15 protein-coding genes, 2 rRNA genes and 1 other annotated feature are annotated in these 13786 nt (G+C 55.1%); of the genes, 1 reads left to right on the top strand and 16 read right to left on the bottom strand.

Annotated features, from left to right (window positions below; all coding sequences use genetic code 11):
* Window positions 1-244 precede the first annotated feature (244 nt).
* Window positions 245-486: a binding site (T-box leader), on the bottom strand.
* A 75-nt stretch (window positions 487-561) separates the two neighbouring features.
* The 3 genes from BLP91_RS13270 to BLP91_RS13260 are packed head-to-tail and all read right to left on the bottom strand — an operon-like array spanning window position 562 to window position 3885.
* Window positions 562-1026, bottom strand: coding sequence for a GNAT family N-acetyltransferase (locus BLP91_RS13270; RefSeq protein WP_091572029.1), 465 nt, complete (start codon window positions 1024-1026; stop codon window positions 562-564).
* Window positions 1027-1040: 14 nt separating this feature from the next.
* Window positions 1041-2879, bottom strand: coding sequence for an ATP-binding protein (locus BLP91_RS13265; protein WP_091572026.1), 1839 nt, complete (start codon window positions 2877-2879; stop codon window positions 1041-1043).
* 49 nt (window positions 2880-2928) lie between these two features.
* On the bottom strand, window positions 2929-3885 hold the full coding sequence (locus BLP91_RS13260) for a DNA double-strand break repair nuclease NurA (protein ID WP_176757982.1): 957 nt from the start codon (window positions 3883-3885) through the stop codon (window positions 2929-2931).
* 273 nt (window positions 3886-4158) lie between these two features.
* On the opposite strand from BLP91_RS13260, the gene BLP91_RS13255 reads away from it, so the two are divergent.
* Window positions 4159-4431: an AbrB/MazE/SpoVT family DNA-binding domain-containing protein gene (locus BLP91_RS13255; protein WP_091572021.1), complete on the top strand. Its 273-nt coding sequence runs from the start codon at window positions 4159-4161 to the stop codon at window positions 4429-4431.
* A gap of 90 nt (window positions 4432-4521) precedes the next feature.
* Here BLP91_RS13255 and BLP91_RS13250 read toward each other — a convergent pair whose 3' ends face one another.
* The 13 genes from BLP91_RS13250 to BLP91_RS13190 all read right to left on the bottom strand — a co-directional run.
* Complete coding sequence (locus BLP91_RS13250; protein WP_091572018.1) at window positions 4522-5517, bottom strand: DUF7916 family protein; 996 nt, start codon at window positions 5515-5517, stop codon at window positions 4522-4524.
* On the bottom strand, window positions 5517-6992 hold the full coding sequence (locus tag BLP91_RS13245; protein WP_091572178.1) for a PTS transporter subunit EIIC: 1476 nt from the start codon (window positions 6990-6992) through the stop codon (window positions 5517-5519). Before BLP91_RS13245 ends, BLP91_RS13250 begins: the two co-directional genes overlap by 1 nt.
* 153 nt (window positions 6993-7145) lie before the next feature.
* Window positions 7146-8033 (bottom strand): 16S rRNA (cytidine(1402)-2'-O)-methyltransferase, encoded by an 888-nt coding sequence (gene rsmI / locus BLP91_RS13240; protein WP_091572015.1) that lies wholly within the window; start codon window positions 8031-8033, stop codon window positions 7146-7148.
* Window positions 8014-8295, bottom strand: a complete 282-nt coding sequence (locus BLP91_RS13235) for a GIY-YIG nuclease family protein (protein WP_091572013.1) — start codon at window positions 8293-8295, stop codon at window positions 8014-8016. The genes rsmI and BLP91_RS13235 overlap by 20 nt, the downstream gene beginning before the upstream one ends.
* Window positions 8296-8376: 81 nt before the next feature.
* Window positions 8377-8724 carry a DNA replication initiation control protein YabA gene (gene yabA / locus BLP91_RS13230; protein WP_091572010.1) on the bottom strand — a complete coding sequence of 116 codons (348 nt, stop codon included), beginning with the start codon at window positions 8722-8724 and terminating at the stop codon, window positions 8377-8379.
* Window positions 8725-8796: 72 nt separating this feature from the next.
* Window positions 8797-9600 (bottom strand): PSP1 domain-containing protein, encoded by an 804-nt coding sequence (locus BLP91_RS13225; RefSeq protein ID WP_091572008.1) that lies wholly within the window; start codon window positions 9598-9600, stop codon window positions 8797-8799.
* The gene (gene holB, locus BLP91_RS13220) at window positions 9560-10585 is read right to left on the bottom strand and encodes a DNA polymerase III subunit delta' (protein ID WP_091572005.1); all 1026 of its coding nucleotides are present in this window, start codon (window positions 10583-10585) and stop codon (window positions 9560-9562) included. The genes BLP91_RS13225 and holB overlap by 41 nt, the downstream gene beginning before the upstream one ends.
* An 18-nt stretch (window positions 10586-10603) precedes the next feature.
* A complete protein-coding gene (locus tag BLP91_RS13215; protein WP_091572002.1) occupies window positions 10604-10936 on the bottom strand; it encodes a cyclic-di-AMP receptor in 333 nt (110 codons plus the stop codon).
* A complete protein-coding gene (tmk, locus tag BLP91_RS13210; RefSeq protein ID WP_091572000.1) occupies window positions 10933-11574 on the bottom strand; it encodes a dTMP kinase in 642 nt (213 codons plus the stop codon). Before tmk ends, BLP91_RS13215 begins: the two co-directional genes overlap by 4 nt.
* 31 nt (window positions 11575-11605) lie before the next feature.
* Entirely contained in the window at window positions 11606-13030 is a 1425-nt protein-coding gene (locus BLP91_RS13205; RefSeq protein ID WP_176757981.1) for an aminotransferase class I/II-fold pyridoxal phosphate-dependent enzyme, read from the bottom strand.
* 31 nt (window positions 13031-13061) lie between these two features.
* A complete protein-coding gene (locus BLP91_RS13200; RefSeq protein ID WP_091571993.1) occupies window positions 13062-13268 on the bottom strand; it encodes a sigma factor G inhibitor Gin in 207 nt (68 codons plus the stop codon).
* A 216-nt stretch (window positions 13269-13484) separates the two neighbouring features.
* Window positions 13485-13601 (bottom strand): 5S ribosomal RNA (rrf, locus tag BLP91_RS13195).
* A gap of 71 nt (window positions 13602-13672) precedes the next feature.
* Window positions 13673-13786 (bottom strand): 23S ribosomal RNA (locus BLP91_RS13190); the annotation flags it as partial.

Raw genomic sequence — 13786 nt, 5'->3', positions numbered from 1 at the left:
AAGGAGAGCTTTTGCACCAAAGGCACACCCATGGGATGAGCCGGCGCCTTTAAGCAGATGAAGCATCGAACCCCGCAGCCCCCGAAGCAGGATGATTGGCCACAATCCCCTCCATGCCGGACGGCATAGCGAAGCCGGAAACGAAGGGCCCCGGCGAAAGGTACCCTCTGGTGCGACGGAACTGGGGCACTCGATCCCCAGGCAGAACAAAGTACTGAAGGGGCACAAAAAAACCCTCACCCAGCCATGGGGCGAGAGATTCTCCTCACGCGGTACCACCCAAGTTTAGTGCCGCCTCACGGCAGACACCCTCTAACAGTGATCACACTGTCCCGGTAACGACGGGTACGCCCACCCCTACACACCGGCGGCTTCAGAGTGGGTTCTCGGGGGCCATGTTCACCTTTTGCACCCATACCGGCTTTCACCTTCCCCGGCTCTCTGTCATGGGCGCTCCAGGTTACTCTTCCCCGTCATCGAATGGATGGGATCGTTTTTCTCAAAAACCATTATAGACAAAAAAATTATGCCTTACAACTGAACAGAAATAATTGACCACAATCACCAGTCGATGCGCATCCGGGGCAACCTCCTTCCCGGAATCGACCCGGACGGGACCTCCTCGATCCGACGTCCGCCCATGCGGCGGTAAAATCCTTCTGCGAATGGATCCGCATCCCAAATCATCGCCCGACACCCCATTCCCCGGGCGATGGCTACGGACCGCTCCCACAGGCGCCGACCCCAGCCCCGGCCCATAAAGGCGGGATCGACGAAGAGAGAGACGAGCCGCATCACCCCTTCTTCTCCCTCGGGAACGAGTTCAATAAAGGCGACGATCCGATCCGCTTCCACCGCCACTTCCACCTGGTGTCGCATCCGCTCCGGCGTCATCGTCAATTCCTCCCGGCAGGCAGCCATAAAGGCTTCATCATAGCCCCAATGAGCCTTGGATCGGATGGCCAAATCCGTCAGCACCTTTTCCTCTCCAACCCGGGCCCGCCGAATCCGCTTCTCCTCGACCATGTCCCTCCCCTTTCTCATTTGGCATCATACCGAGTGACGAAGGGGGATTCCTTTTTTACAATCCGCCCCATTTTCGACCATTCTTCCAGCTCCTGTTTCAACCGGTCCACATCCCAGTCCAGACCGCATTCCCGATTGATGAGGCTAACGGCGTCCAGTAAGTCGGTGTCAAAGAGGGGCAGCCGCTCCTGAATCACGTGGAGCACCCGGTCGTCCCGGTCGGCTTTCACCGCTTTCAACTCCTCAAAGGGATTGTCCACATGGGGGCTGTCGGTGTAAGCCGCTCGAATGCGCACAAATACCGTACGGCCGAAGAGAGCCGAAGAGACAAAGGTATCTCCGGAACGGAGATAGGGAAGCCTTTTGCCCTCCTCCGCTGTCAAATCGGTCTCCTCTCGCAGAGTGGCGATATCCGTACCCCGCACGGTCCGAAAGACAAATTTGGTGTTTAGCTGGGCTGTCACCGTCTCATCCAACAGGGTGGGCCGCTGGGTGGCCAGGATCAGGAAGGCTCCATATTTCCGTCCTTCCTGAGCAATCTCCTTCAGAATCATCTTAGGCGGGGAATCCACCCCTTTGGGGGCGAAGTTGTGGGCTTCGTCGGTCACCGTGACAAAGGGAGGGAAAAAAGTCCCCTCCTCCCCGTTCATGCGGGCATCCTTGTAGTCCCTGCGCTTGCGGTAGAGGGCGCCGATCACATAAGTAGAAAAGACCTGCAGCACCCAGGAAGGTCCCTGAACCACCACCAGACGGCCTTGCTCCAGCCCTTGCTCGATCGGCCGGATATCCTGCTGGAACAGCCCCGCCTTGTCCAGCCGGTTCAACCGCCACTGAACCCCTTTGACCGACGCCAGAGGCAGGCTGCCATACTGTTGATGCAGCTCGATCAAGTCTTTGACCCGCTCCACCTCCGTCGGGGTCAAATCATCTTCCCTGAGACGCTTCTTCAGTCCTTGGACCCCTTCTTCGATCGCCTGAGCCACATTGTGGAGGCGGTCACTGAAGGATGGATAGGAATCCCGGCGCCGGTGAAGAGATTGAATCACATTGACCATCGACTCGGACAGACTGCCGCCTGCCGCTCCGATCAGACTGACCACATCCCGGGTGGAGAGATCGGAAAAGCGTATGCCCACCTCCTGACCCACCTGTACCGATAACCAACGATCATCCAAGTCCGGTGCCCCGTCCCCCCATGCAGCCATGCGCTCGGCGAACTGCATTTCAAAGTGTGGATCGAAAACCAAGGTGGGGATGGACAACTTCATCAACTCTTCCAGCATCACCCGCAGACCGAAGGACTTTCCGGAGCCTGATCCCCCAAAAATACCGATATGGGGATATTGCTGCATGGACTGGATATCGAACAGAAAGGGGACGCCGCGCTGGGGATGCAATTGACCCTCCTCCAACAGCTGAACCCGATCCCGCAAATCCTCGTCCAACGTCTCCCCGAGGGATTCCGTCCCCCGAATCTCCCCGAGAATCAACCCTCTCTCCGGGGTCGTATTCACCAGAAACCTCCGCACCTCTTCGAAGCGGGGAGACCGCACCCCGCAACCGGTGCGAACCGGGTGAGGCGCCTCCGAAAAGAGGCGCAGTTTTGCCAGATTCACCTCATCGGATCCAATATCGTAGCCGATCTGCTCAAGGGAGCGGATCACTTCCGTATCGACGACGGTTTTATCCAGTCCCATAGGAATCAACCGGTTGTAAGACAGGGTTTCCACCACTTCACCTTTGGGATGGTCCAACATCTCATCTTCAATCACCAGAATTTCATTGATCCGAAATTTCCGGTCTTTACTCGCTACATAAACCTCCTGCTGGGTGGTCACACCAACTACTTGCATATCGGTTTCCCCTTTCTCCCTTCTTTATTTCTCCCATCGCGTGCATGGATCAGAGAACCCGATCGCTCCGTTTAGGGACCAGCAGCCGGTGGCGCAAATCCGGATCAATATGCTGCTCCACCATCGCCTCCACCAGGGAGTCGGTCACCCGCACCTCCTGGTCCACGATATCCAACCACAAAGGGATGCCCCGCCCTTGAACCGGTGTCAAAGAATAGACGAGACGAAGCAACTCCTCACGGGCAGCAGACTGGCTCAACAACCCGTCCACACCTACCGGCTGCGGATTCCGGGTGGGGGCGAGCACTGCCTTCCACAAACCGCTGCCCGGCGGCTCCAGTTCCGGCGATATATAAACTTCCCCCGGCTGCATCACCCCGAACAGCACCTCCCGGTCCGAATAATTCCCCTGGCCGGGAAAAAGTGTTCGAGCCAACGCCTGGGTTCCGATCTCCTCCGATACACCGACCAGCAACACCCCGGCCTTCTCCGCTTCATTGGCCAACTCTTCCCACGCTTTTCCATGATCGATACGAAAATGATACAAGGACCCGTCCATCAGGATCACCCCGGGACTCCAACGCCGGACCGCTTCCAGCGCCGTCCCAATTTCCAGTCCGGCCAACAGCCGACCCCGGTGTTGAGCTTCCCGTGCCAACTGCCCTTCCTCCGGTTTTTCTTCCTTCTCCAGCAGAGGGGTATATAGATCGGCGGCCCAGTACTCTTCACCGCCTGTCCCTTTGGCTAGGGCCTGAAAAACGGACAAGGTGTGCGGATGGGTGCCGGGGGTGGAGTTGACAGAACCATCGACACCCACCAGGGAACGTCCCCTCAGCCACGCCTTCATCTCCGGTCCGGACCACTTGGACACCTGGCTAAACTGGCCGATGGTGGCCAGGCGCTCCTTCATCGCCGACCGGTTAAACACTTCTTCAGGATAAACTTTCCGCAGATCTCGGTTGGTCTCCTCCAGCTTCTGCCGTAACTTTTCGGATACCGGAAGCAACATCATCCCTCCTCGCCTCCGACGTGAACAACCTATCTTTTTTCCAGTTTACAAGAAAACAAGAATCCCGTCTGCCCACTCCCAGTCTATCGAAGCTTCGGATGATTAGATGCCTGCAGAGACTTCTGATATTTTGTATAATATTTCGTTGTCTGTTATATTGACTGTTATGGGAATCGCTGGTATGATGATGGTAATCGCCGCTGTCGAAATTTGACGGCTTCGAGACCAAGACCAAAAAAACAGACCAAAAAGTGAGAGGAGACATTCGCAATGCTCAAATCTACCGGAATTGTCCGTAAAGTCGATGAACTGGGCCGGGTCGTAATCCCGATTGAACTTCGTCGCACCTTGGGAATCGGAGAGAAGGATGCCCTGGAAATCTATGTCGACGGAGAACGGATCGTGTTGAAAAAGTACGAACCGGCGTGCATCTTCACCGGCGAAGTGGACGAGACCGTCCGGTACAAAAACAAAGTGGTCAGCAAGAAATGCATTGAAGAAATGTACGAGCTGCTGAAGGAAGAGGAAGGCGTTAAAGCCTGATCGCGATTCCGCGGAAAGCAGACAGGCAAGATAAATTTTCCGCTCAAAAAGGACCCCCGCCGGAGGGTCCTTTTTGAGTTGAATCGGTTATTATTTGAAGCGCGACGGGCGTGTAAGAGACTGGCCCATCCGGCGATAAGTATGCCGCTTGCCCCGCAGGGCGATGGAGTAAGCCATGATATTTTCCGGGGGAGCCATACCGGCAAAACCGGCATCCCCGATATGAAGCACATCCCCGCCGGCGGCTTTGCCATCCAAAGCCAGCCGTTCCAACACGGTTGGTGCCGCCCCTTCCTGGGAAGTGCCGACGGTTAGCATAACCATCATTCCGAAGCGGTGAGCGCGATCCACCCATTGCTTCACATGATCCGGTGTCACCCCGGGAACTGTTCCGGATTGAGGCAGCAATAACACATCCAAACCTGCTTTAGCCAGCTCCTCCAGCACGGATTCCTCCAGCCAGACGTCCTGGTTTTCCCAGGTACCCGCACCATGCATCTTTCCCGCCATCACCGGCAGATCCCGCCCCAGCTCTTCCCGAATGCAGCGGACCTGTGCGGCGACAGCGGACCAGGTAACCCCGGTGCCAGGATTCCCCGTCAGAACCAAGAAGTCGACTCCCTGTTCCACCGCTTTGCGAGCATTCCCCGCCGTCGCCCTGCGCCCCGGCGCAAAGCCTTTTGGCAACTCTCCTTCCGGAATCGGCTCCAGATTGATCCCCACCGGGCGACCGGCGATTCGGCGAATCTCGCCGGCGGTCATCCCCCAACCCATCACCTCTTCCACACCCGATAGGCCGAACTCTTTCAAAAGCTTCGGGTCAGGGCCCGTCCCTTTGCGCGCGGGGAAACCGGCCACGGCGGGCCGGTTCACATCATACAGATTGAGCAGAATCAAATCGGCGCCGAAAGCGGCGGCCAACTCGGGATTGCTGCAACCATCCACCAACGGGGGCACCGTGACCACTGTTTCCGCCAGCACCGTCCGCCCCTCGGCGGCCCGGATTGCGGCCAACAGCCCCCGGCCGGACAAACGGGTGAGCGCGGCCGGATCCAGATCCAAAATACGATTCGTTTTTTGGCTCATCAGGAGGATTCACGCCCGATCAAACGGAGAATCCGCTCTTTCAGCAGCTCTGATTGAGTACCGAACACGGCTTGGTAATAACCAGGCCCGACTCGGATCACCCCGGAAGCTCCCAGTTCTTTCAACCGAGCCTCATCCAAAGGTTCTTCGTCTTTGAGCGTCATCCGCAGACGGGTGATACAGGCATCCAATCCCTCCACATTCTCCTCTCCTCCTATCGCCGCCAACACGTCCCGAGCGAGACGATCCAGATGATTGGAGGAGTCATCCTGGGTCGAGTCTGTCGTCGCTTCTTGGGGTTTCGATTCCTCCATTCGCCCCGGTGTGGGCAAGTTAAACCGACGGATAGCCAATCGGAACACCCCGTAATAGATGACGGCATAAGCGAGACCGATCGGAAGAATCCACCAAGCATTGTGGGACAGGTGAAAATTGACCACGTAATCGATCAATCCCGCTGAAAAACCAAACCCATGTTTCACATCCAAAAGGTACATCAGGGCCATTGAGGTCCCGGTCAACACCGCATGGATCAGATAGAGGACCGGAGCCAGAAACATAAAAGCAAATTCGATCGGCTCTGTGATCCCCGTCATAAACGACGTGAGAGCAGCACTGCCGAGCACCCCACCGACCACAGCCCGCTGGGACGGTTTTGCCTCGTGAATCATCGCCAGACAGGCAGCCGGCAAGGCAAACATCATGACCGGAAAGAAACCAGCCATAAACATGCCCGCGGAGGGGTCTCCGGCCAAAAAGCGGTAAAGATCGCCAGTCACCACATCACCGCCGGGCGTTTCATATTTGCCCAACTGGAACCAGGCGACGGCATTAAAGATATGGTGAAGGCCCAAAGGAATCAACAGGCGGTTCAGCACACCGAAGCCGAAGAGTCCCACAGCACCAGCCCCGATCACCCAATTGCCGACCGCATCGATCCCCGCTTCGATAGGAGGCCAGATAAAGAGAAACAAGATGCCCACCAAAAACATAACAAAGGAAGTGATGATGGGAACAAAGCGTTTGCCGCCGAAAAATTGAAGCCAGTCCGGCAATTGGATATCATGAAAGCGTTTGTACAGATAAGCAGTGATCAGGCCCGTGATAATCCCGCCGAGAACACCCGTCTGATCCAGTTTCACCTGCCATTCCCCGTTGTCCGGCGGAGCCACATTCATGCCGACAATCGAATTGAGCACCATATAACCGGTCACCGCAGCCAATCCAGCCGCACCGGAACTGCCGCTCAACCCGACGGCGACACCGACGGCAAAAAGAAGAGGCAAAAAGCCCAAAATCCCGTCGGCCCCTGCAACCATGGTGTCACCCACTTGTGTGAGCCAAGTACCCTCCACGGCAAATTGGTCCGCCAGGGTATTGATCAATACCCCCAGCGACATCAAAATCGCCGCCGCAGGCATGACTGCGATAGGAAGCATCAAGGCCTTACCCACCTGTTGCAACTTTCCAAACACTGCTTTCAATCGTTACACCCCCAAGAGATTTCAGATTATTACACATTATGAAGGCCGTCCCGCTTTTAGAGCGCCGCCCCCTTGATTTTTCGGCGCTTGGCGAAGAAAGCCATCCAAAGGTAACATTCGCTTTTTTACTACCGAAGTCCTTTTCTACGGATTCCCGGCCGATTCGTCCCCTCGATGGTATGTATGATACACTTCCCTCTTCGGCAAGGAGCGTTCAAGAGCGACCGCTTTGATCGCCTCTTTTTTACCCTTTCCCCGGTGGACGTGCCAGTCCACGTGTTCGGTAACGGTTAATGCCTCCCACCAGGGTTTTGTCTTTTCCTTTGCCCCCTCTTCCGAAGCACCTTCCACTACCACCGTCATCTCGCCGCGAGGCTTTTCCTGCTGAAACCAGGTTAAGCAATCGGAAACGGTACCCCGCAACCACTCTTCGTGCCTTTTCGTCAACTCCCGCGCCACCGCCACCCGCCGGTCGCCAAGCACCTCTTTCACATCTTTCAACATCGGCTGGATTCGGTGGGGAGCTTCATAAAAGACCAGGGTGGCCGGAGTCGGTGCCCATTTTTTCAGCTCTCCGATTCGCTCCTTTCCATGGCGGGGGAGAAAACCGATAAACACAAAGGGCTGTGGCGATAACCCCGAGGCGACGACAGCGGACAAAGCCGCATTGGGACCGGGAATGGGAATTACAGGGATCCCTTCTTCCACCGCTTCCCGAATCAGTTCCTCTCCTGGATCGGACAACCCCGGCATACCCGCGTCACTCACCAAGGCAATCCGCTCGCCTCCTCGAAGCCCTTCGATTAATTCCGAAAGGCGGGAGTAGCGATTATGCTCATGATAACTTATCGATGGCACCGACAGATCCAAGTGAGAGAGCAGTTTGCGGGTATGACGGGTATCTTCTGCCGCTACCCGATCGCACGATGCCAACACTTGCCGCACACGGTCGCTCAAATCCCCCAGGTTTCCAATCGGCGTTCCCACCACATAGAGCTTGCCCCCTGCCTCTTCAAAACTTTTTTGTCGCATCGTCGGCCATCCCCTTCCCGATCATCGCCAACTTCTGTCTTCGGCTCAACTTTTTGATCTCCCGCTCCCTGACCAACGCCTCGGAACGGGTAAGGCCCTCTTCCGTCCAGACCAGGGAAAACGGCCCCCGCCCCCGGGTGTATTTGGCTCCGTTGCCTCTCTCATGCTGCTGGATCCGTTTTGACAAGTGATTGGTGATCCCGGTATACAGTGTTCCGTCGGCACACTCCAGTATGTATAAGACATACTCCTTTTTTGACATGTTCTCCCTCCCGTGACAGAAAGAAAAGTGCCGGTACCCGGCACTTGATAAGGCTGAGTCCCAACCCCTGTTGGGCCAAACTCATTTCTCCTCTTGGGAGGTTTTATTTAGAAAGGAGAGACAAAACAGGCAGTCTCCATTGCCGCGCATATTTCCGTAATGAACATTACAGATGTGAAAACCTTCATGGTAGAGGCGGGCCAGATTATCGTGTCCTTCTCCTCTGGTCTCAACAGGTGCAGGATCCGGCTGATCACCGGACTTCAGCTGGTCCAACTGTTCTCTTAACGCTTCGTTTTCCAGGACTAGACGGGTATTTTCCTCCAGCATTTGAACAATTTGTTCCTTCAACCCGCCCAGCTCTTTATACAATTCCCCGATTTGGTCATCGATCTGGGTCATCCGGGATAAAATGGCCTGCTTGTCCAAGCCCCCCACCTCAAATCACCCGCCGTCTGTTCAGGATCTCCCAGGACCGGCCTTCTACAAGCGAGGTCCGGACTATGCCTGGGCTGTAACTTCTTCCGCCGGATGCTCCACCGTCCGTCCCGATTCGGACAATTCCACCTGCACCCGACGTTCCAGAAGGTTGAGCACTACCACACGGCCAACGCCTTCCGGTGTCGTCACCTGTGTGCCCACATCCGGCATTTTTTGTTTGGCCTCCACGTAGTTGTCATTTTCGTATTTCAAGCAACACATCAAACGACCGCAGAGACCGGAGATTTTTGCCGGATTGAGCGACAGATTCTGATCCTTGGCCATCTTGATCGATACCGGCTCAAAATCCCCGAGAAAAGAGGAACAACAGAGAACCCGCCCACAGGGGCCGATCCCGCCGAGCATCTTCGCTTCGTCCCGAACACCGATCTGACGCAACTCGATCCGGGTCCGGAAAATAGAGGCCAAATCGCGAACCAGTTCCCGGAAATCGACTCGACCGTCGGCAGTGAAATAAAAGATGATCTTGTTCCGGTCAAAGGTGTACTCCGCATCCACAAGTTTCATCCCCAACTTGTGGTTTTTGATCTTCTCGTTGCAGATGGACAACGCTTCCCGGGAAGCAGCCCGGTTTTTTTCCATCTGCTCAACATCTTTGGGAGAAGCGATCCGGATCACTTCTTTCAACGGCAGTACCACTTCTTCTTCCGTCACATGACGGATTCCAGTCACCACCGTTCCAAATTCGACTCCGCGAACAGTTTCAACAATGACCGCATCGTCTTTTTTGATCGGAAGCGATCCCGGATCAAAATAATATATTTTACCCGCTTGTCTGAAACGGACGCCCACGACTGACAACATGATCAAATCCCCCTTGCATGGCCAGTACCATCTGTTCCAGCACCGCCTGGGGTTGAACCGGACCGGTCAAAGCCTTCTGGGCTTGAATGACCGCGTCCATCGCGTTCAGCAGGCCGGAATGTGTCCATTTGGACGCCTGGCGCCGGAGGGAATCGTCGTTTTCCGAGAAGACAGGAGGCTCTTCCATACCCAGCTGGCGGTGTTGCAGATCACGCAACCAGAGCAGAGCCAAACCGAGCAGAAGCTGTATATCCTCCCGGTCGGTATCCCTCGCCAGCCATTCGGTTTGTACCTCCACGAAGGGATCCAGTTTTCCGGAGACGATATCCCCTATCCATTTTATCACTCGCTCGCAAAAAGGGGCAAACTCGTCCCGCTCAACCAGCCGACGGGCTTCACTCACACTGGAGGACAGATGAGCCGCAACTCGGGCGGCCCCGGGATTCACGCTTTCTTCGATCAGCGCCGCCTCAATCCGTCGGGGGTGGAGAGGCTGGAATCGAATCAGCTGACAACGGGACAAGACCGTCGGGGGAAGGTTATGCACATTTTCGGTCAACAGAATGGCGACCCAGCGACTCGCCGGTTCCTCCAAAAATTTGAGAAGGCTATTAGCTGCTTGTAATGTCAGCGTCTCCGCATGCCGCAGAATTAATACGCGTGTGGTCCCTGCCGGAGGACTGTAAGAAAATCTCCGCTGCAATTCCCGGATCTGTCCGATGCCGATGGTTTGTCCATCCCGTTCCGGCAAGATCACATCCGGGTGATTACCATGGGAGATTCGCCGGCAGGAACGACAACGGTCACAAGCGTCGTCGCCCGGTTGTTCACAGTTGAGCGCTTTGGCCCATTCGATCGCTGTTTTCTCCTTCCCTGTTCCTTCCGGGCCACAAAAACAGTAGGCATGAGCCACCCGTTGGTTTTTCAGGGCGTTTTTCAACAGCCGAATCACCCGTTCTTGACCGGCCACCTCTTTTAAAGACATCTCGTTCACCCCTGCGAATTAAAACTGGAGAAACTGGTCGACAGGGAGGACAAATACCGTGGCCCCGCCCACTTCCACTTCGACGGGATAAGGTACATAACCTTCGGCATTGGTTCCCATCGAGGTAATCGGAGACATTATCTGTTTTCGGGAGCGACAATTATCCTGGATCAATTTCAACACACTGTCTACCCGGTCCTCCTCAACCCCGATCATAAAGGTCGTATTGCCCGATTTTAAAAAGCTGCCTGTGCTGGCCAATTTGGTGGCGCGGAGGTTTTGTTTTACCAGCGCATCGGACAGGCGGCTGCTATCCTTATCCTGGACAACGGCAATCACCAATTTCTTCATTTTAAATCACTTCCTCCATGCTGGAGTTTTGTAAGGTCCCCGGTAATTCGTTGAAATACTTGATCCGGAGCTTCTGTGGCGTCGAGAACACAGAAGCGTTCCGGCGCTTTTTGCGCCAGCTTGAGGAATCCCTCCCGCACCCGTTGGTGAAAAGCCGCCTCCTTCAATTCCATCCGGTCTTTCCGGTTACCCCGCTCTTTTAACCGTCGATCGCCCTCCTCCAGCGGGAGGTCCAAGAGGTAGGTTCGATCGGGAACCAACGCTCCGGTAGCCATCCGGTTTACTTCGACCACTTCTTCATGATCCCCTTCGGCACCATATGCCTGATAAACGATACTGGAGTCGACATAGCGATCGCAGATGACGGTTTTACCCGCTTTTAGGGCGGGACGGATCAACTGATCCACTAGCTGGGCTCTTGATGCCGCGTAAAGCAAAATTTCCGCCCGCAGACTCATCTCCGATGCCTGTGGATCCAGCAGGATTTCACGAATCCGATCGCCGATCGGGGTCCCTCCCGGCTCACGAGTGTGGATAACAGGAATTTTGCGCGCCTCGAGATATGCTTTTAGCCGAAGGGCTTGGGTAGTTTTCCCCGCTCCCTCCGGTCCTTCCAGTGTAATCAATAAACCCCTCACCAGTGCTCCTCCAAGGTTGATCTCTTTTGATTTATTTTATCACGTACATTTTTTGGGGGGAACCGGCCAGCAATCCCCGGACACGACCCCCGTGCCGGAGAATGTGGAGAATTCGATCCAGCTGTTGTCGTCCCACCCGCTCCCCCGGAAGCAACAGCGGTACCCCCGGCGGATAAGGGGTCACCATCCGGGTGGCAATCTTTCCTTCAGCATCGGTCAAGGCCACCACTGACTCCGGAAGAGTTCGGAGGCTATCCAATGAAACTTCGCTCTCCATCACCGGTGGGATCGACGGCATCGGTACAGGCTCATCTTCCTCCATTTTACCCACCGCCTGATCCCACTCTGCCAAAGCTTCTACCATCCGCTCCCCTTCCAACGGGCTTGTCCCAGGAGTCAACACCGCCAGCACCTTCTCATGATCAGCCATCTCCATAAATAACCCCCGTCGCTCTAATCCCTCCTGAAGTCGGTACCCCGAAATCTTGCGACGGGCACGAATATTTAATTTCAAGGGATCATTGCCGGGAATAAACTCCTCTCGCAAATGGGTCAAGGTAGAAATGCCTTGGCGAATCAGGGTGGCCCTCTCCAAAGCTTGCTCCAACAATGAAGTCCCTTGTACCGCCATCAAGCGCCGAGCCAGATCGAGAGAAGCCATCAAGGGATAGGAGGGGCTGCTCGATTGGACCACTCTCAACCAATGGCCGACTCGGTCCGGATCCACCCGATTCCCTCGCAAGTGGAGCATCGAGGCCATCGTCATTGCCGGCAACATCTTGTGGGTGGACTGGACAGCAGCATCCGCCCCTAATGCGATCGAACGTCGGGGAAGGGAAGGATGAAATCCAAAATGGGCCCCGTGAGCCTCATCCACCAACAGGGGTACACCAAACCGATGACACATTTCCGCTAATTCAGCGACAGGTTGCAACCGTCCAAAATAATCGGGACTGGTGATAAAAACCCCTTTGACGTCCGGATATCGGCGCAAAGCATACCGAAGGTCCTCCGCTTCCAGTCGACCCCCTTGGGGAATTTCCCCCCTTCCTGATATAAACACCGGTCGTGCCCCGGCTAAAATACAGCCGTGAAAAACGGATTGATGAGAGCTGCGGTGAACGATCAGACGTTCACCTGGACGACAACAGCTGAGAATAAGGGCCAGATTTCCTGATGTGCTTCCACCTACTAAAAAAAAGGTGCGGTCCGCATCAAAAGCTTCCGCCGCCAGTTGCTGGGCTTGGTCAATGGCACCCACAGGCTGATGTAGATCGTCTAACTCCCCCACTTCCGTCAGGTCCAAAGGTAACAGATCACCAAAAAACGATGCTGCTTTGTCATCAAACACCTTTCCTTGCTTATGCCCCGGTACATGAAAATTTCCTTGCGTCACGTTTTGATGCTGTTGAAGCACCTGAAAGAGAGGTGCGACGTACTGCTTTTCCTCCGTCATCCTTCTCCCTCCAAAAAGAGACGAGGACTGTTTAAAGTCCCCGTTCATATCGACCTTGACCATGGGTCCACAAATTTTTGAGTCGCGTGACAAAGTACGGATATTTCTGATCCTTTACGTCAGTTTTTACTATTTCCTGTTCACAATCCTTGCAGATAAACTCATCCAGCACGGCGATCCCTTGTTGGCACCCCTCTTTGCAGACCAGACAGCGGATCTGATCATTCCTTTCTTGCACGATCGACCCACCTTTTCAAGTTTTTCATCCATTCATTCCCCGTTTGATCCCGAATTATTCCCCGATCCCCTCGTCTATTCCATTATATCACGGTTGTCCTTCAGAATTCGGGGGATAGTGTATTATATTCAAATCGGCTTTGGTAAAACAGTGAATCCAGCAAAAGAAAAACCACCCTCCCCGATCGTTGTGGATCGAAGGAGGGTGGTTTCTGTTGCCCGGCGATGTCCTACTCTCCCAGGGGCTCTCGCCCCAAGTACCATCGGCGCTGGAGGGCTTAACTTCCGTGTTCGGGATGGGAACGGGTGGGTCCCCTCCGCCATCATCACCAGACCCTATATCATTCAGGGTTGCACCCTGAAAACCGGATGCGGAATGAGAACCTGTCACCAGTCGAAGCGACTCAGGAGAAGTCCTCGACCGATTCGTATCCGTCAGCTGAACGTGTTGCCACGCTTACACCTCGGACCGATCTACCTTGTCATCTACAAGGGGTCTTACCTGGTCTAGCCAGTGGG

The organism is Melghirimyces thermohalophilus (genome assembly GCF_900102685.1).
GTDB lineage: Bacteria > Bacillota > Bacilli > Thermoactinomycetales > DSM-45169 > Melghirimyces > Melghirimyces thermohalophilus.
This window is presented reverse-complemented; position numbering and strand designations above follow the sequence as displayed.

Coding starts and splice junctions, on each gene's coding strand:
- BLP91_RS13215 (WP_091572002.1), bottom strand. CDS start 10,936: ATGAAGAAATTGGTGATTGCCGTTGTCCAGGATAAGGATAGCAGCCGC.
- BLP91_RS13225 (WP_091572008.1), bottom strand. CDS start 9,600: ATGTTGTCAGTCGTGGGCGTCCGTTTCAGACAAGCGGGTAAAATATAT.
- BLP91_RS13235 (WP_091572013.1), bottom strand. CDS start 8,295: ATGTCAAAAAAGGAGTATGTCTTATACATACTGGAGTGTGCCGACGGA.
- BLP91_RS13205 (WP_176757981.1), bottom strand. CDS start 13,030: ATGACGGAGGAAAAGCAGTACGTCGCACCTCTCTTTCAGGTGCTTCAA.
- BLP91_RS13265 (WP_091572026.1), bottom strand. CDS start 2,879: ATGCAAGTAGTTGGTGTGACCACCCAGCAGGAGGTTTATGTAGCGAGT.
- BLP91_RS13255 (WP_091572021.1), top strand. CDS start 4,159: ATGCTCAAATCTACCGGAATTGTCCGTAAAGTCGATGAACTGGGCCGG.
- holB (WP_091572005.1), bottom strand. CDS start 10,585: ATGTCTTTAAAAGAGGTGGCCGGTCAAGAACGGGTGATTCGGCTGTTG.
- rsmI (WP_091572015.1), bottom strand. CDS start 8,033: ATGCGACAAAAAAGTTTTGAAGAGGCAGGGGGCAAGCTCTATGTGGTG.
- BLP91_RS13270 (WP_091572029.1), bottom strand. CDS start 1,026: ATGGTCGAGGAGAAGCGGATTCGGCGGGCCCGGGTTGGAGAGGAAAAG.
- BLP91_RS13250 (WP_091572018.1), bottom strand. CDS start 5,517: ATGAGCCAAAAAACGAATCGTATTTTGGATCTGGATCCGGCCGCGCTC.